Origin of the sequence: Brevibacterium sp. (assembly GCF_052105255.1) — a bacterium.
Taxonomy (GTDB): domain Bacteria; phylum Actinomycetota; class Actinomycetes; order Actinomycetales; family Brevibacteriaceae; genus Brevibacterium; species Brevibacterium linens_B.
On the sequence record NZ_JBQDYQ010000014.1, the window covers coordinates 33455 to 47194 of the forward strand.

The window sequence follows — 13740 nt, forward strand, 5'->3', positions numbered from 1 at the left end:
AATGGTCCCCATGGTCCCCGGCACTGTGCACGAACTGTCCGAGCATGATCGGTTGATCCTCGACCTCGAGAAGACTGCGCCTACTGCGGCGGGCCGACACGAGTTGTGCCAGCGAATCGAACTTCCAGCGGAGAGGTACGCCATCGTGCTCGAGGGGATCGTGGACACGGACGCCGCATACGCCTACGCGCCGGACGTTGTGGAGCGGGTGAGGCGGTTGCGGGCGGAACGGTTCGCATTCGAACGCCGGCAAGGCCGATGGAAGAGGCACAGCAACTTCGCCCTCTAGCCCGAAATGCCGCCAGCGATTGGCGACTCGTTTGCACTCAGTGAAGAGGCGAATCTTCCCGTTCGTCGCTGAGGGGAACGACCTGTCGGCGGCCACCGCGTACAGCGAGGATCTCTGCGAGGATCGACACAGCCACCTCGGCGGGGGTGAACGTCTCCAGATGAAGGCCGATCGGCGAATGCAACCGTGCCAGTGACCGGCTCTCCACTCCCGCTTCGCGCAGCGCGGCGCGGCGGTCGCGGTCACTGCGCCGCGAGCCCATCGCCCCGACATAGGCCACGTCGAGGTCGAGCGCGACGGCCAGGGTGGGGATGTCGACCTTCGGATCGTGGCTGAGGACGCAGATCATGCTCCGGTCGTCGAGCTCGCCGGTGGCGGCTGCCTCGACGAGGAATCGGTGCGGCCAGGCCCGGACCACGTCGGCGCCGGGATACGATGCCGGGTCGGCGAAAGCCGGACGGGGGTCGCACACGGTGATGCGCAGTCCCAAGGGTCTGGCCGCCTCGACGAGGGCGTGACCGAAGGCGTTGGCTCCGACCACGAGCAGATGGGCCGGGGTGATGCGGGTCTCGACGAACAGCTCGATCGGCTCGCGGCCGCCCTCCGGCGGAGCAAGCCGGACCCTGCCGGTGCGACCGCTGCGGATGAAGGCCCCGACACGCTGGACGGCGGTCTCGACCACGGCGTCGGGCACCAGAGGCTCGAGGCTGACGGCCAACGAGTCGGTGCTCTGTCCGGTGCTCCCGTCCACAGCGGCGGCGGAGACAGCTGCCGCTGGGGCCCAGGCGTCGTCGGAGGGCAGCCTCAGCACCATGGCAGCCGGCTCGCCGTCCGAGCGCAGGACGGGACAGCCCGAGCGGAAGGGCTGGATGAGCACGTCGATGCGACCACCGCACATGAGCCCGACGGCAAAGGCATCCTCATCGCTGTAGCCGAAACCCTGCACCGAGGCATTGCCGGTGGCGAGGGCGTCCTGACACGCCTCGAGCACGGCTCCTTCGACGCATCCGCCGGTGAGGGAGCCGACGATTCCGCCCGCGGCATCGACGAGCATCGAGGTGCCTGCCGGGCGCGGCACTGACCCTTCGGTTTCGATGATCGTCGCAACGGCGACGTCCTGCGGCTCCTCCGAGTCGAAGAGCCGGGTGGCAGCGGCGGAGAGAATGTCGAGCATTCGCGTCACAGCCAGGGACGCATCGGCACGAGAGCGCGTTCGGCGAGTTTGGTCAGCCGGTGGCGGTTGAGCCACTCCGAACCGAGTTCGACACAGTGCATGGAGTCACAGTCGAAAACCTTCTCCATCTCGGCGGCGAATGCACGGTCGATGACTTCGACATTCGTCTCGTAGTTGAAGGTCAACGACAGCCGGTCGATGTTCGCCGTACCCACCGTCGACCATTCGCCGTCGACAGTGGCGACCTTCGAATGGATCATGCTCGCGGTGTAGAGCAGAACCGTGACCTTCGAGTTGATCATCTGCTCGAAGAATCCGCGGGAGAGCCAATCGCCGAGGATGTGGTTGGACTCCTGCGGAACCATGACCCGCACGTCCACGCCGCGCTCCGCCGCCTCGACGAGAGAGCGGAGCAGCTGCTGGTCGGGAATGAAATAGGGAGTCGTCAGCCAGATCCGCTTCCGCGCACGGGCGAAGGCGTTGAGATACATGCTGCGTATGGGATAGACGAGGTGGATCGGAAGATTCGCCGAGACCCGCAGCTTCGACTCCCAGGCCGCGGGCGGCACCCAGGCGACCTGTTCACCGGAGTCGTGGAACTCGTTCCACACTTCCGCGATGGTCTGCCGCAGACCCCAGGCTCCGGGGCCGACCGATCGCAGGTGGGTGTCGCGCCAGTGACGGGCGTAGAGAGAGCCGATGTTGAACCCGCCGACGAAGGCTACATCGTCGTCGATGACGAGGATCTTCGAATGGTTGAAACCCGAATGCCGCATCGGCCCCCGCCAAAACCTCCGCGCCACCGACGGCAGGCGCAGCACACGGACCTGCTCGGAGAGCTGATGGTAGAACGAGCTGGGCACCGACAGGTTGGCGAAGCCGTCGTAGATGAGATGGACCTCCACACCGCGGGCCGATGCCGCGTTGAATGCGTCGATGAACCTCTGACCCACCTCGTCGTTCTTCCAGATGAACGTCTCCATGAGGATCGACTCGCGTGCGGAGCCGATCGCATCGAGCATGTCCTCGTAGAGAGTGGCACCATCGGTGTAGATGTCGAGCTCTGACTCTTCGACCGTCGAACTGAAGGTCCCCGGTCGCGGCGCGGGGCGCGTCTTCCGTCCCCGTTTCTGGAGGAGGTCGATGGCCATCGAAGCTGCGACGGTCGCCGGCACCGCACTGACGAGGCCGGCGACCGCCCAGGGCACGATTCGCCGCAGACTGTCGGCTTGGCGGAGGGCAGGATTTCTCAGAGGAGACATCCGCTCACTCTATCTTGTCCGTCCTCTCCGCCTGTCTCAGCCGAAGATGCTCACTCCCCCGGGCCCGACGAGGCAACCGACGACGATGAGTACGACTCCCCAGAGAATCTGCTTCCTGAAGATGGCGAAGATTCCTGAGATGACGAGGATCGCTGCGAGGATCCAGAGAATGAATGCCATGGGTACTCCTTTGCGCGATGATTGCGAAGGCTGCTTTCCGGCAACCGTTCGCGTTCGAACCGCCAATCTAACACCCCTGCGCTGCACGGACGGAATCGGTAGCCGGACGGCGGTGCCTCACCAGTAGGTCCGGAGGCGATCACTATGGGTGAAGTCCAACGCGAAGCAACGGAGTGTCTCCGGCGGCCGGGAGTCGCCACCGACCCGCTGCAGATCGCCAACGGGTCTAGCCAGTGCTCGAAACCTGCGTTTCAATGGGGTAATGAGAGCTATCTGGACCGGATCCATCGCCTTCGGCCTCGTGAATGTGCCCGTGAAGCTGTACTCGGCCACGGAGAACCACGACGTGAGAATGCACCAGGTCCACGCGAAGGACGGCGGGCGGATCCGCAATCAGCATCGGTGCGAGAAGTGCGGGAAGACCGTCGAGTACGACGACATCGAGAAGGCCTATGACGACGGCGAGCATCGGGTCGTCCTCACCGACGAAGACTTCGAGGCCCTTCCCGCAGAGGACAACGACGACATCGACGTCCTCCAGTTCGTGCCCAGTGACGAAATCGACCCCATCATGCTGGAGAAGTCCTATTTCCTCGAGCCGACGTCTAAGACGCCGAAAGCCTACCTTTTGCTGCGTCAGACGCTTGAGGACACGGAGCGGACCGCGATCGTCAAACTCACCCTGCGCACCAGGACGCGTCTGGCCGTGCTGCGAGTGTGCGGAAAAGTCCTCATGATTCAGACCCTGCGCTGGGCCGATGAGCTCCGTGACGTCGACTTCAAGGGCGTGAACTCGAAGGCGAAGATCTCGGACAAAGAGCTCGAGATGTCAAAGAAGCTCGTGGAATCGTATTCCGAGGACTTCACCCCCGAGGAGTTCAGCGACGACTACCAGGTCGAACTGCGCAAACTCATTGACGCGAAGATCGAATCGGGCGAGAGCTTCGATGTCGATGAGACCTTCGCCGAGGACGACGCCGAGGAGGACTCCGGAGGCGATGTCATCGACCTTATGGAGGCCCTGCGGAAGTCCGTGGACAGTTCTCGATCATCGAAGAAGGGGTCATCGGGCAAGAAGTCGAGCGCGAAGGCGAGCACAAAGAAGACCTCGTCGAAGAAATCGGAACCGAAGAAGTCGTCCGCTGCAAAGAAACGCACCGGGTGAGGGCCACCGCACTTAACTGACCGAAACGACAAACCGATCGCGAAGGAGCTGTTCCACTATGCCGAAGACGACGAAGACAGGAAAGCCGAAGGTGAGCGAGCTGCCCTCGACGCTGGAGAAGTCGAGCAAGAAAGCGCAGCGGACCTTCGCCAAAGCTTACGACTCGGCCATCGACCAATACGGAGACGAGAAGCGCGCTCACCAGGTGGCCTACGACGCGCTCAAGCACAGCTATGAGAAGGTCGGGGACAAATGGGAGGCGAAGGCCTCCTCCGGCCCGTCGGACGCGCAGAGCTCCGGCGGCAAGAACACCAACCGCACTACCGCCGGCGGAGTCGACGCGAACGCCTCGAAGGACCACCTTTACGAACAGGCGAAGAAGCTCGGCATCTCGGGACGCTCGTCGATGACGAAGAACGAACTCGTCGATGCGCTCGAGCAGGAGAGCAAGCGCAAGACGAAGCAGAATTCCTGACACCGCCTCGAAGCGGCGAAACCGAAGCGGCATAAAGAGATCTTCCGGCAGCGGTGCCGATGACTCACCCACCGGTAAGGAGATTCCCATGGCTGCCTGCGACACCCGCGGAAACGACCGTCAACGATCAAGGAGGAAGACGATGAGCGACCAGCTGACCTTCCAGGACCCCACCACCCGCTTTCCCGACATCACGCCGCCGAAGCAGGATCAACCCGAACCGGGCCTCGACGCGGAACTCATCCCCGGCACAGATCGCGGTGAGGACAGTTACACCGGCACAGGCAGGCTCCGCGGCCGCAGGGCACTCATCACCGGCTCTGACTCCGGCATCGGGGCCGCGGTTGCGATCGCCTTCGCCCGAGAGGGAGCCGACGTCGCCCTGTCCTATCTGCCCGCCGAGGAGGAAGACGCCCAGCACGTCTGCGAGATCATCCGAGGAGCCGGCCGCAGAGCTGTGCCGCTGCCGGGCGATCTGGCAGACCGCAACACCTGTCGCGAGGTGGTCCGACAGGCTGCCGAAGAACTGGGCGGACTCGACGCTCTGGTCAACAACGCCGGCCGACAGATCGCCGTCGAGGACATCACTCAGCTCTCGGACGAGCAGTGGGAGAACACGTTCAGGACGAACATCCATGCGATGTTCCGGATCTCCCAAGCCGCGCTCGAGTACCTCGAACCCGGGGCGACGATCGTCAACACGACCTCCGTCCAGGCCTACTCGCCCTCCGCCCATCTCGTGGACTATGCATCGACGAAGGCGGCGATCAACAACTTCACGAAGGGTCTGGCCACTCAGTTAGCCCCGAAGGGGATCCGGGTGAACTCCGTTGCACCGGGACCGATCTGGACCCCGCTGCAGGTCTCCGACGGGCAGCCGAAGGAAGCCCTTCCGCACTTCGGCAAGAACACTCCGCTGGGACGGGCAGGGCAACCGACCGAGCTCGCACCCGCGTACGTCTTCCTGACCTCGTCGGAGTCGAGCTACGTGGTCGGTGAGACCCTCAACGTCAACGGCGGCCAGCCCACCCCGTGAGCAATCGCTCCAGGAATCAGCTGCCTGCCGGCGACCATGACCTTCCTCTTCGTCGCCTATATCGTCGGGGTCTTCGGCTGATCCGACCGCAGAAGACTCAGGGACGGTGAGAGGAACGGTAACAGCTCAGTCCTCAGCACGGTCCTGCGTCGACCGTCCGCTCCCGTCATCAGCCAGCACGCCCTGCGGGCGGTCAGCTTCGGTCATGGCAGAGAGGAACCGCAGCACGGTCTCGCGTTCCCGGCTGTTCAGGGCCGCGATCACGTCGAAGCGACGGGCATGCTGGCGACCCACCGACTCGTGCACTGCCTGCGCGGTCTCCTCTGTCACCTCGATGCTGGTGGTGCGCCTGTCGTGGGGGTGCGGAACCCGGATCAGGTGCCCACCGGTGACGAGGCGCTCGACGAGCTTCGTCGTCGAGGCGCTGGAGATCCCCACAGCAGCAGCGATGTCCTTGGGAGTGACGATGAGCCCCTGCCGCTGTGCGCGGATGAGCAGGCGGATGGTGCGCATATCACTGTCGTTGAGCTGCATATACCGCCGTGACGCCTCGGCGAGGTCGCGTTCGGCCTCGTGCCACTGCCGCAGGGCCTCCATCAGCGCGGTGCACTTCGCGATCTCGGATTCGGACAGGGCCGAGCGATCGGAGAACTCCGATTCATTCGAGAAGTAGGTCAGGCCAGCTGCCCTCGAGTCTGCGGACGGCACGCTGACAGCATACCGCTGACGTGTTAGATTGAACTCTCGCCTGGCTAAAGAAATTGGAGAGCGTCCTGACCGTCGAATCCCGCCTCGTCGAAGTCCTCGCCGCTGCTCGGCGACGCTCTCAAGTCCGAACTCAGCAGTACGAGCAGCTCTGGCAAGCGCTGTCGAGGATGGCGCTGGGCGGAAAGATGATCAGGCCCCGCCTGCTCATTGATGCCCACGAGGATCTCGGAGGGACGGCGACGTCGGCCGCGATCGACGCCGCCGGCGCGATGCAGCTGCTGCACATCGGCCTGATCATCCATGATGACGTCATCGACAACGACACCGTGCGTCGAGGGGAGATGAACATCACCGGTCAGTTCTCCTCCGAGGCCATGCTCCTCGGAGCCACGAGCGCCGCAGCGCAGACCTGGGGAATCTCCTCGTCCCTGCTCGCCGGTGACCTCATGCTCAACGAGGCCCAGTCCCTCCTCGCGCGTCTCGACCTCGACGCCCCGCGCCGACTTGCCGTGCTCGACATCTACGATGAGACGATCGCCGAGAGCGTCGCCGGAGAACAGTCCGACGTGTGGCTGAGCCTCCACCTCGACGTGGCCGACTCCGAAGACGTGCTCACGATGATCGGATGCAAGACCGCCTCCTACTCGTTCGAAGCCCCGCTGGCCATCGCCGCTGTCCTGGCCGGAAGCGACGCCGGCCTGGTCGAGCGATTGCGCGCCATCGGCCGCCGCATCGGCATCGTCTACCAGCTCAGAGACGATGTCCTCGGACTCTTCGGCGATGAGCAGGAGACGGGCAAATCCGTACTCGGCGACCTCCGAGAAGGCAAGGAGACCCTGCTCATCAACACGGCCCGGGCCCATTCTGCCTGGTCCCAGGTCGCGCATCTCTTCGGTGACCGGGGCCTCGACGCCGAGGGTGGCCTCCGGCTGCGGCAGGTCATCGAGGAGTCCGGGGCGAGGGCATACGTCGAATCGATGATCGCCGAGCACTGCGAGACCATCGCCGGGCTCATCGCCGAGGCGGAGCTTCCGCAGGCGCTTGCGGGCAGACTCGCGGACCTCACCTCTGCCTGCAGTCTGAGGCGCGCATGAGCGGGGCCGATCGGCACCGTTCGAGCCGACGGGCGGTGCCCAGCGATGAGCCGGCCGGTCCCCCGATCGAGCAGGTGCTTCTCGATCACGGTCCCGACCTCTGGCGCATCCGCTCCTTCGACGCCGCCCGCCAGGTGCTGCGGGCCCGACACCTCACGACGCAGGCCGGATTCACCGCAGAGCGTATCCCTCGCGGCGTCTTCCGCCGCCACCCGATCCTCATCTCCGACGGGGAGCCCCATGACTCGCAGCGCCGAGAGCTCGCCCGCTTCTTCGCCCCCGCTGTGATCGCTGACAGGTACGGCGAGCGCATCGATGCTCTCGCGCAGGACACGGTCGACCGGATTGCCGCGGCCGGCCGGTGCCGTCTCGACGAGGTGGCTCTGCACTTCTCCGTGGCCGTGACCTCCGAAGTCGTGGGACTGACCGAATCCTCCATCGTGGGCATGTCGCGGCGGCTCGAAGGATTCTTCACCCAGCCGCCGGTCGACCTCGCCGCCCCCGGTTGGGGGCGGACCCGGCGGCAATGGCTGCAGGCTGCGGTCAACGGCCTTGTCCCGATCGTCCGGTTCTATCTCGCCGACGTTCGTCCGGCGCTTCGCGCCCGGCGCCGCAGGCAGCGCGATGACGTCTTGTCCCATCTCATCAGGACCGGACACAGCACGTCGGACATGCTCGTCGAGTGCGTCACCTACGGCACAGCAGGGATGGTCACGACCCGCGAGTTCATCACCATGGCGTGCTGGCATCTGCTCTCAGATGACGAACTCGGGGCGGAGTACCTCGCGGCCGATCGGCCGCGACGACTGGAGATCCTCGAGGAGATCATCCGCCTCGAGCCGGTCGTCGGCCACCTGTTCCGACGCGCGGAGGCCGACATTGAGGTGACGGCACCGGATGGCACCGTGACGATCCCTGCCGGGGACCTCATCGACGTCTGCGTCCGCGCGACGAACACCGATGAAGAGGCGATGGGGCCCGACCCTCAGTCTCTGTGCCCCATGCGACACACAGCCGGAGCCGTCCCGGCCGTCGGCATGAGCTTCAGCGACGGGGCACACAAGTGTCCGGGGCAGTCGCTGGCGCTGTTCGAGACCGATGCGCTCGTCCACCGCCTGCTCGGCCGCGGCCCGCGACTGGTCGCCGAGCCGGAGATCGGCTGGGACAGCGTCATATCGGGCTACCGGCTGCGCGGACTCCAGCTGGCCTTCGACGAGGGCTCCGGCCCGGAGAGGAGACTGTCGTGAGCCCCTTCGAGTATCTGCTCCTGATGGGGGCCTGTGTGCTCATCACCCTGCCCCTGGAGCTGTTCTTCCGGGCTCGGGTGTACCGCCGGTGGAGAACCGTGCTGTGGGCGCTCGTGCCCGTCATCATCGTCTTCTGTCTCTGGGACGTCGTGGCCATCGCCCGCGACCATTGGGTGTACAACCCGCGGTTCGTCACCGGCATCCACCTCGGCAACCTGCCGCTCGAGGAGCTCGTGTTCTTCATCGTCATCCCCCTGTGCGCCCTGCTCAGCTATGAGGCGGTCGGCACCGTGCTCGCCGCTGTGCGCAGCCGCATCCGGCCGGGAAGCCTGCCCCGCTCAGACCGTTCGCACCGGCCCGCGATCCAGTCCCGGCCACACGAGCGCGCTGGTGAACGACCCGAATCCGAAGGAGGCGGCGAACGATGAGCGTACCCGAGTACACGATCATGACCGTCATCGGGATGATCCTCGTCGTCGGCCTCGAGCTGTTCGTCTTCCGCTCAGGCATCTTCCGCCGGGCGAAGTACTGGGCGGCGCTGAGCATCTGCCTGGTCTTCCAGTGCTTCGTCGACGGCTGGCTGACGAAGCTTTCGGTCCCCATCGTCATCTACAATCCGCAGGGGCTCAGCGGCATCCGGTTCCCGTGGGACATCCCGATCGAGGACTTCGGCTTCGGCTTCGCCATGATCACTGCCGTCCTCATGCTCTGGCAGTGGCGCCTCAACCGACAGACTGTTTCAATGTCCGCCACCGGAGATGAGAACACATGAGCCGTCCTGCCTCCCAGCCGCGCCCCCGCGACCGGCACGCGATCCTCACCCCCTCCCACCCGGGCCGTCCGCGATTGCTGCGGCCCAAGCGAGTGACCGTCGTCGGCGGAGGCATCGCCGGACTGGCCGCGGCCACGGTCCTCGCCGAGCACGGGGCCACTGTGCACCTGGTCGAAGCTGAGTCCAGCCTCGGCGGACGGGTCCGGGCCTGGAGCCTCGACGGGGGCCGGACGATGAGCCGCGGATTCCATGCCTTCTTCCGCCAGTACTACAACCTCCGCAGCCTGCTCGCACGCACCGACCCCAGCCTCGACCGGCTGGTCCCGGTCACGGACTATCCGCTCGTGGGTCGGGACGGTCTGCGCGACTCCTTCGCCCGGATTCCGCGGACTCCCCCGCTCAGCCTCGCGGGATTCGTGCTCACCAGCCCGTCCTTCCCGCTGCGCGGTCTGGCCGACGTCGACCTGACGACGGCGTTCGAACTCATCGACGTCGACTTCCCGGACTCCTACCGACGCTACGACGGAGAGTCGGCCGAGCAGTTCCTCGACCGGCTGCGGTTCCCGGTCGGGGCACGGCATCTCGCGCTCGAGGTCTTCGCCCGCTCGTTCTTCGCCCACCCCGCGGACTTCTCCGCCGGGGAGCTCGTCGCGATGTTCCACACATACTTCACTGGCTCCGCCGAAGGGCTGCTCTTCGACGTCCCCGACGACGACTACGACACCGCACTGTGGTCGCCGCTGAGCGAATACCTCGCCGAGGCGGGAGTGCGGATCGAGACCGACACCGCGGTCACCGCGCTCCGCCCTCCGGACAGAGCGGGCCGCACCGGGTGGCGCGTCGAGACGACGAGCGGGACGCTCGAGAGCGATGCGCTCGTGCTCGCCGCCGATCCGCGGAGCACTCGAACGCTGCTGGCCGGGCTCGAGGACTCGGTCGACACCGACGCGCTCGGACACGCACCCGGCTCACCGGCCGCAGGCACGGGAGCTCGCGAGCGGTGGCTGAGCAGTGTCACCTCGCAGCGGAACGCGCCCCCGTTCGCGGTGCTCAGACTGTGGCTGGAAGACGAGGTGGATCCGAGCCGCCCGGCCTTCCTCGGCACGACCGGCTATGCGCTGCTCGACAACATCTCGGTCCTCGAACGCTTCGAGGCCGGGGCCGAGAGGTGGCGGCACACGCACGGCGGCTCCGTCGTCGAACTCCACGCCTATGCGCTCGGCACCGAGCATCGGGCCGGCGCGCGAGCGATGCTCGAGTCCGAAGACGTCGACCGGGAAGCCCTGACACGCCGACTGCTGGCCGACCTCCACGCTGTCTACCCGGAGACAGCCGACATCGCCATCACCGCCCAGGAGCTGCTCATCGCCGACGACTGCGCGCTCGCCGACACGCGGGCGTACAACGACCGCCCTGGCGTCACCACCGCGTTTCCCGGACTGGTGCTCGCCGGCGACGCCGTCGCCTGCGAAGCGCCCGTGGCGCTCATGGAACGCGCGGCAACGACGGGGTTCATGGCCGCGAACGAACTGCTCGCCGGTTGGCGGGTGGAGGGAACCGAGATCTGGTCGCCGCCTCGGCGCGGTCTGCTCCGGCGGGGCCTCCTCGGCGCACTGCGCGGACGCAGGGCAACGAGGCACAGGCATGGAGCACCGGCCGAGGACTGACTATCGGTCTCGAAGCCCCCTCACCGGCTCAGGTCGGCAGCGGTCCCGGGCTGGAGTCTCCGCGGAGGCGTTTGAGGACGAGCTCGGCGCTGATGAGGCACATCGGCACACCGACGCCGGGCGTCGTCGTGGCGCCGGCATAGAACAGCCCGTCGACTGTCCTCGAAGAGTTCTGCCGTCGGAACATCGCGCTCTGTCGCAGTGTGTGCGCAGGTCCGAGCATTCCGCCGAGCCAGGAGTTGAATCCTTCGGCGAAGTCCGTCGGGCCCTGGGTTCTGCGCACTCTTATCCTCCGGCGCAGGTCGGGGATGTCGGCCCACCGGGCGATCTGGTCGATCGCACGGTCGGCGGTCGTCTCGATCCGCGGGTCCCCTCCGCCGTCGTCTCCCCCGGCCCCGAGTCCCGCATCGGCGGGGACGGGGATGAGGAGGAAGAGGTTCTCGTGCCCGGGCGGAGCGACAGTGGGATCGGTGGCGCTGGGACGACAGACATAGATCGAGGCCGGCGAGGGGATCTTCTGCCTGGACCCGAAGATCGCGTCGAAGTTCGCCGCCCAGTCCTCGGTGAAGAACAGCGAATGGTGCGGCAGTGCCTCGAGTTCGCCTTCGATGCCGAGGAAGACGAGCACCGCGCCGGGACCACTCGTCACCGACGTCCAGGAGCGTTCGGGGAAGCTCTGGTCCTCGGGAGAGAGCAGTCTCGTCTCCGTGTGGTGGAGGTCGGCGGCGGAGACGACGACATCGGCAGAATGCGTGTGTGCACGTCCGTCCTTGTCGGTCCAGTTCAGGCCGGTGACTCGACGTCTGGTTCGGCCGCGCCCGACTGGCCCGCGCTCGGCTCGACCTCGCCCTGCTGCCTCGGTGTCGATGTGCGTGACTTCGGCTCCCGTGTGCAGGCGCGCCCCGGAGTGTTCGGCCAACCGGACCAGGGCGTCGATGATCGTATGGAACCCGCCCATGGGGTAACTGACACCTTGGGCGAGGTCGAGCGTGCTCATGAGGTGGTAGATCGCCGGTGCTCGTCTCGGGTCGGTGCCGAGGAAGATCGCGGGGTACTGGAGGATCTGGCGCAGCACCGGATCGTTGAACGAGGCTTCCGCGAAGCTCGCCAGCGACGTCCCCATCTGCCGGACCAGTGTCGGGAGCCCGCCGAGGATGTCCCGATGGAGCAGTGACCGCGGCGAGGTGAAGGGGTTGTAGAGGAAGTGGGCGAGCGCGAGCTCCTTCGTCTGCTCGGCCGAGAGGAGATAGTCGTCGAGGGCATCTCCCGTGCCTCGCTCGACGCTTTCGAAGGTCGCCCGCACCCGGGACCTGCCCTGCGGGATCGTCAGTGCTCGCGTGCGCCCCGGGGCTCCCGTGCTCTCATCGACCGGCCCCGGTGGGCTGAATACGGTGTAGCCGGGATCGAGCGTGCGGAGGTCGAGTTCTGCCTCAGCGCTGGTGCCGGCGAGAGCGAAGAAGTGTTCGAAGACCTCGGGCATGAGATACCAGGAGGGCCCGGTGTCGAAACGGAAGCCCTCACGCTCGAACACGCCGATGCGGCCACCGAGTTCGGTGTTCTTCTCGTACAGGTCGACCGAGTGCCCTTCGCGGGCGAGGAGGATAGCTGTGGCCAGCCCGGCGGCTCCCCCGCCGATGATGCCGGTGCGCGGGCTGCTGACGGCACCGGAGCCGCTCCGCCGGTTCACTTCCGACCTTCGCGGGCTGAAGTCATGACTGCGTGGGCTGTCAGTCGAGCCTTAACGGCGCTCGGGACCCGCACCCGCTGTCGGTAGAGCTCGGCGACGGGAGTAGAGGCGATCCTCTCGGTGAGCGCGGTGAAGAGCGCGCAGGCGCAGCGGACCGCGGTGCGCGCGTCCTTCGGCAGTCCGGTGATGGCATCCTGGGCGGCGTCGAGCTGCTCCCGGATCGTGTACACCCATTCGGCTTTCTCAGCCTCGGTGAGTCGGTGTCCGGAGGTGAGGTAGCTGCGGCCGAGGCGCTGATCATCATCGGCCAGGTCGCGCAGGAAGTTGACATTCTGGAACGCCGCTCCCAGCTGCCGTGCGCCGTACTCGAGCCGGGCGACCTCAGCGGGGGTGCGGTCGAGATCGATGAGGAAGACCTTGAGGCACATGAGTCCGACGACCTCGGCGGACCCGAACACGTACTCGGCATGTTCCTTCGCGTCGAAGCCGCGGACCGGCGACGCGGTCGCCGCCTCGGTCCTACGACCGGGACCTCTGTCCGCAGATTCCAGGTCTGCCCGCATGGAGGCGAAGAACGGGTCGATGAGCTCCGCGTCGATGCCGGCTGCGCGGGCGGTCCGGGCGAAGGCATGGATGACGAGGTTGTCACTGATGCCGTTGCGCAGCGCTGCGTGGGTGGCGGATGCGAACCGGTCCAGCATCTCCCGCTGCTCGGCCTCGTCAAACCCTGCTTCGAGGGCCAGGCCATCGACAATCTCATCGGCGATGCGGACCAGGGCGTAGATATTGCGGATATGGTGCCGGTTTCTGGCTCCGAGCAGTCTGACCGCAAGACCGAAAGAGGTCGAATAGCTCGCGATCACGGCCCTGGACGCATCTTCGGCGGTGCGCGTGTAGAGCTCATCGATGGTGCTGCTTCGCGGCGTCATGTTCTTTAGCTTAGCTAATGAAATGCCCGAGGGGCGAATCTCCCTTGCGGGCCGA

15 protein-coding genes are annotated in these 13740 nt (G+C 66.2%); 9 read left to right on the plus strand and 6 right to left on the minus strand.

Annotated features, from left to right (window positions below; translation table 11 throughout):
- Nucleotides 1-10 precede the first annotated feature (10 nt).
- A complete protein-coding gene (locus ACTIIH_RS06185; protein WP_441451130.1) occupies nt 11-289 on the plus strand; it encodes a DUF3263 domain-containing protein in 279 nt (92 codons plus the stop codon).
- A gap of 37 nt (nt 290-326) precedes the next feature.
- Here ACTIIH_RS06185 and ACTIIH_RS06190 read toward each other — a convergent pair whose 3' ends face one another.
- The 3 genes from ACTIIH_RS06190 to ACTIIH_RS06200 are packed head-to-tail and all read right to left on the minus strand — an operon-like array spanning nt 327 to nt 2905.
- Nucleotides 327-1463: an XdhC family protein gene (locus tag ACTIIH_RS06190; RefSeq protein WP_441451131.1), complete on the minus strand. Its 1137-nt coding sequence runs from the start codon at nt 1461-1463 to the stop codon at nt 327-329.
- 5 nt (nt 1464-1468) lie between these two features.
- Complete coding sequence (locus ACTIIH_RS06195; RefSeq protein ID WP_441451132.1) at nt 1469-2725, minus strand: phospholipase D-like domain-containing protein; 1257 nt, start codon at nt 2723-2725, stop codon at nt 1469-1471.
- A gap of 36 nt (nt 2726-2761) precedes the next feature.
- On the minus strand, nt 2762-2905 hold the full coding sequence (locus ACTIIH_RS06200; protein WP_441451133.1) for a GPGG-motif small membrane protein: 144 nt from the start codon (nt 2903-2905) through the stop codon (nt 2762-2764).
- A 262-nt stretch (nt 2906-3167) separates the two neighbouring features.
- On the opposite strand from ACTIIH_RS06200, the gene ku reads away from it, so the two are divergent.
- From ku to ACTIIH_RS06215, 3 genes are all read left to right on the plus strand, one after another.
- Nucleotides 3168-4070 (plus strand): non-homologous end joining protein Ku, encoded by a 903-nt coding sequence (gene ku, locus ACTIIH_RS06205; RefSeq protein WP_441451134.1) that lies wholly within the window; start codon nt 3168-3170, stop codon nt 4068-4070.
- A 58-nt stretch (nt 4071-4128) separates the two neighbouring features.
- On the plus strand, nt 4129-4545 hold the full coding sequence (locus tag ACTIIH_RS06210; protein ID WP_441451135.1) for a ChaB family protein: 417 nt from the start codon (nt 4129-4131) through the stop codon (nt 4543-4545).
- Nucleotides 4546-4687: 142 nt separating this feature from the next.
- Nucleotides 4688-5581 carry an SDR family oxidoreductase gene (locus ACTIIH_RS06215; RefSeq protein WP_441090872.1) on the plus strand — a complete coding sequence of 298 codons (894 nt, stop codon included), beginning with the start codon at nt 4688-4690 and terminating at the stop codon, nt 5579-5581.
- A gap of 126 nt (nt 5582-5707) precedes the next feature.
- On the opposite strand, the gene ACTIIH_RS06220 is transcribed toward ACTIIH_RS06215, so the two are convergent.
- On the minus strand, nt 5708-6289 hold the full coding sequence (locus ACTIIH_RS06220; RefSeq protein WP_441451136.1) for a MarR family winged helix-turn-helix transcriptional regulator: 582 nt from the start codon (nt 6287-6289) through the stop codon (nt 5708-5710).
- Nucleotides 6290-6342: 53 nt separating this feature from the next.
- On the opposite strand from ACTIIH_RS06220, the gene ACTIIH_RS06225 reads away from it, so the two are divergent.
- Genes ACTIIH_RS06225 through ACTIIH_RS06245 form a run of 5 tightly spaced genes read left to right on the plus strand, consistent with a single transcriptional unit; the run spans nt 6343 to nt 11069 of the window.
- Complete coding sequence (locus ACTIIH_RS06225) at nt 6343-7383, plus strand: polyprenyl synthetase family protein (protein ID WP_441451137.1); 1041 nt, start codon at nt 6343-6345, stop codon at nt 7381-7383.
- Nucleotides 7380-8630 (plus strand): cytochrome P450, encoded by a 1251-nt coding sequence (locus ACTIIH_RS06230; protein ID WP_441451138.1) that lies wholly within the window; start codon nt 7380-7382, stop codon nt 8628-8630. The genes ACTIIH_RS06225 and ACTIIH_RS06230 overlap by 4 nt, the downstream gene beginning before the upstream one ends.
- Nucleotides 8627-9058, plus strand: coding sequence for a lycopene cyclase domain-containing protein (locus ACTIIH_RS06235; protein ID WP_441451139.1), 432 nt, complete (start codon nt 8627-8629; stop codon nt 9056-9058). The genes ACTIIH_RS06230 and ACTIIH_RS06235 overlap by 4 nt, the downstream gene beginning before the upstream one ends.
- Nucleotides 9055-9402, plus strand: a complete 348-nt coding sequence (locus ACTIIH_RS06240) for a lycopene cyclase domain-containing protein (protein WP_441451140.1) — start codon at nt 9055-9057, stop codon at nt 9400-9402. Before ACTIIH_RS06235 ends, ACTIIH_RS06240 begins: the two co-directional genes overlap by 4 nt.
- Nucleotides 9399-11069, plus strand: coding sequence for an FAD-dependent oxidoreductase (locus tag ACTIIH_RS06245; protein ID WP_441451141.1), 1671 nt, complete (start codon nt 9399-9401; stop codon nt 11067-11069). The genes ACTIIH_RS06240 and ACTIIH_RS06245 overlap by 4 nt, the downstream gene beginning before the upstream one ends.
- 28 nt (nt 11070-11097) lie before the next feature.
- On the opposite strand, the gene crtI is transcribed toward ACTIIH_RS06245, so the two are convergent.
- Nucleotides 11098-12756: a phytoene desaturase family protein gene (gene crtI, locus ACTIIH_RS06250; RefSeq protein WP_441451142.1), complete on the minus strand. Its 1659-nt coding sequence runs from the start codon at nt 12754-12756 to the stop codon at nt 11098-11100.
- Nucleotides 12753-13685, minus strand: coding sequence for a phytoene/squalene synthase family protein (locus tag ACTIIH_RS06255; RefSeq protein WP_441451143.1), 933 nt, complete (start codon nt 13683-13685; stop codon nt 12753-12755). The genes crtI and ACTIIH_RS06255 overlap by 4 nt, the downstream gene beginning before the upstream one ends.
- Nucleotides 13686-13740 lie beyond the last annotated feature (55 nt).

Excerpts from the sequence above, each read along its gene's own strand:
- ACTIIH_RS06200 (WP_441451133.1), bottom strand. The coding sequence starts at position 2,905 with ATGGCATTCATTCTCTGGATCCTCGCAGCGATCCTCGTCATCTCAGGA.
- ACTIIH_RS06210 (WP_441451135.1), top strand. The coding sequence starts at position 4,129 with ATGCCGAAGACGACGAAGACAGGAAAGCCGAAGGTGAGCGAGCTGCCC.
- ACTIIH_RS06255 (WP_441451143.1), bottom strand. The coding sequence starts at position 13,685 with ATGACGCCGCGAAGCAGCACCATCGATGAGCTCTACACGCGCACCGCC.
- ACTIIH_RS06245 (WP_441451141.1), top strand. The coding sequence starts at position 9,399 with ATGAGCCGTCCTGCCTCCCAGCCGCGCCCCCGCGACCGGCACGCGATC.
- ACTIIH_RS06215 (WP_441090872.1), top strand. The coding sequence starts at position 4,688 with ATGAGCGACCAGCTGACCTTCCAGGACCCCACCACCCGCTTTCCCGAC.
- ACTIIH_RS06230 (WP_441451138.1), top strand. The coding sequence starts at position 7,380 with ATGAGCGGGGCCGATCGGCACCGTTCGAGCCGACGGGCGGTGCCCAGC.
- ACTIIH_RS06195 (WP_441451132.1), bottom strand. The coding sequence starts at position 2,725 with ATGTCTCCTCTGAGAAATCCTGCCCTCCGCCAAGCCGACAGTCTGCGG.
- ACTIIH_RS06185 (WP_441451130.1), top strand. The coding sequence starts at position 11 with ATGGTCCCCGGCACTGTGCACGAACTGTCCGAGCATGATCGGTTGATC.
- ku (WP_441451134.1), top strand. The coding sequence starts at position 3,168 with ATGAGAGCTATCTGGACCGGATCCATCGCCTTCGGCCTCGTGAATGTG.
- ACTIIH_RS06240 (WP_441451140.1), top strand. The coding sequence starts at position 9,055 with ATGAGCGTACCCGAGTACACGATCATGACCGTCATCGGGATGATCCTC.
- ACTIIH_RS06190 (WP_441451131.1), bottom strand. The coding sequence starts at position 1,463 with ATGCTCGACATTCTCTCCGCCGCTGCCACCCGGCTCTTCGACTCGGAG.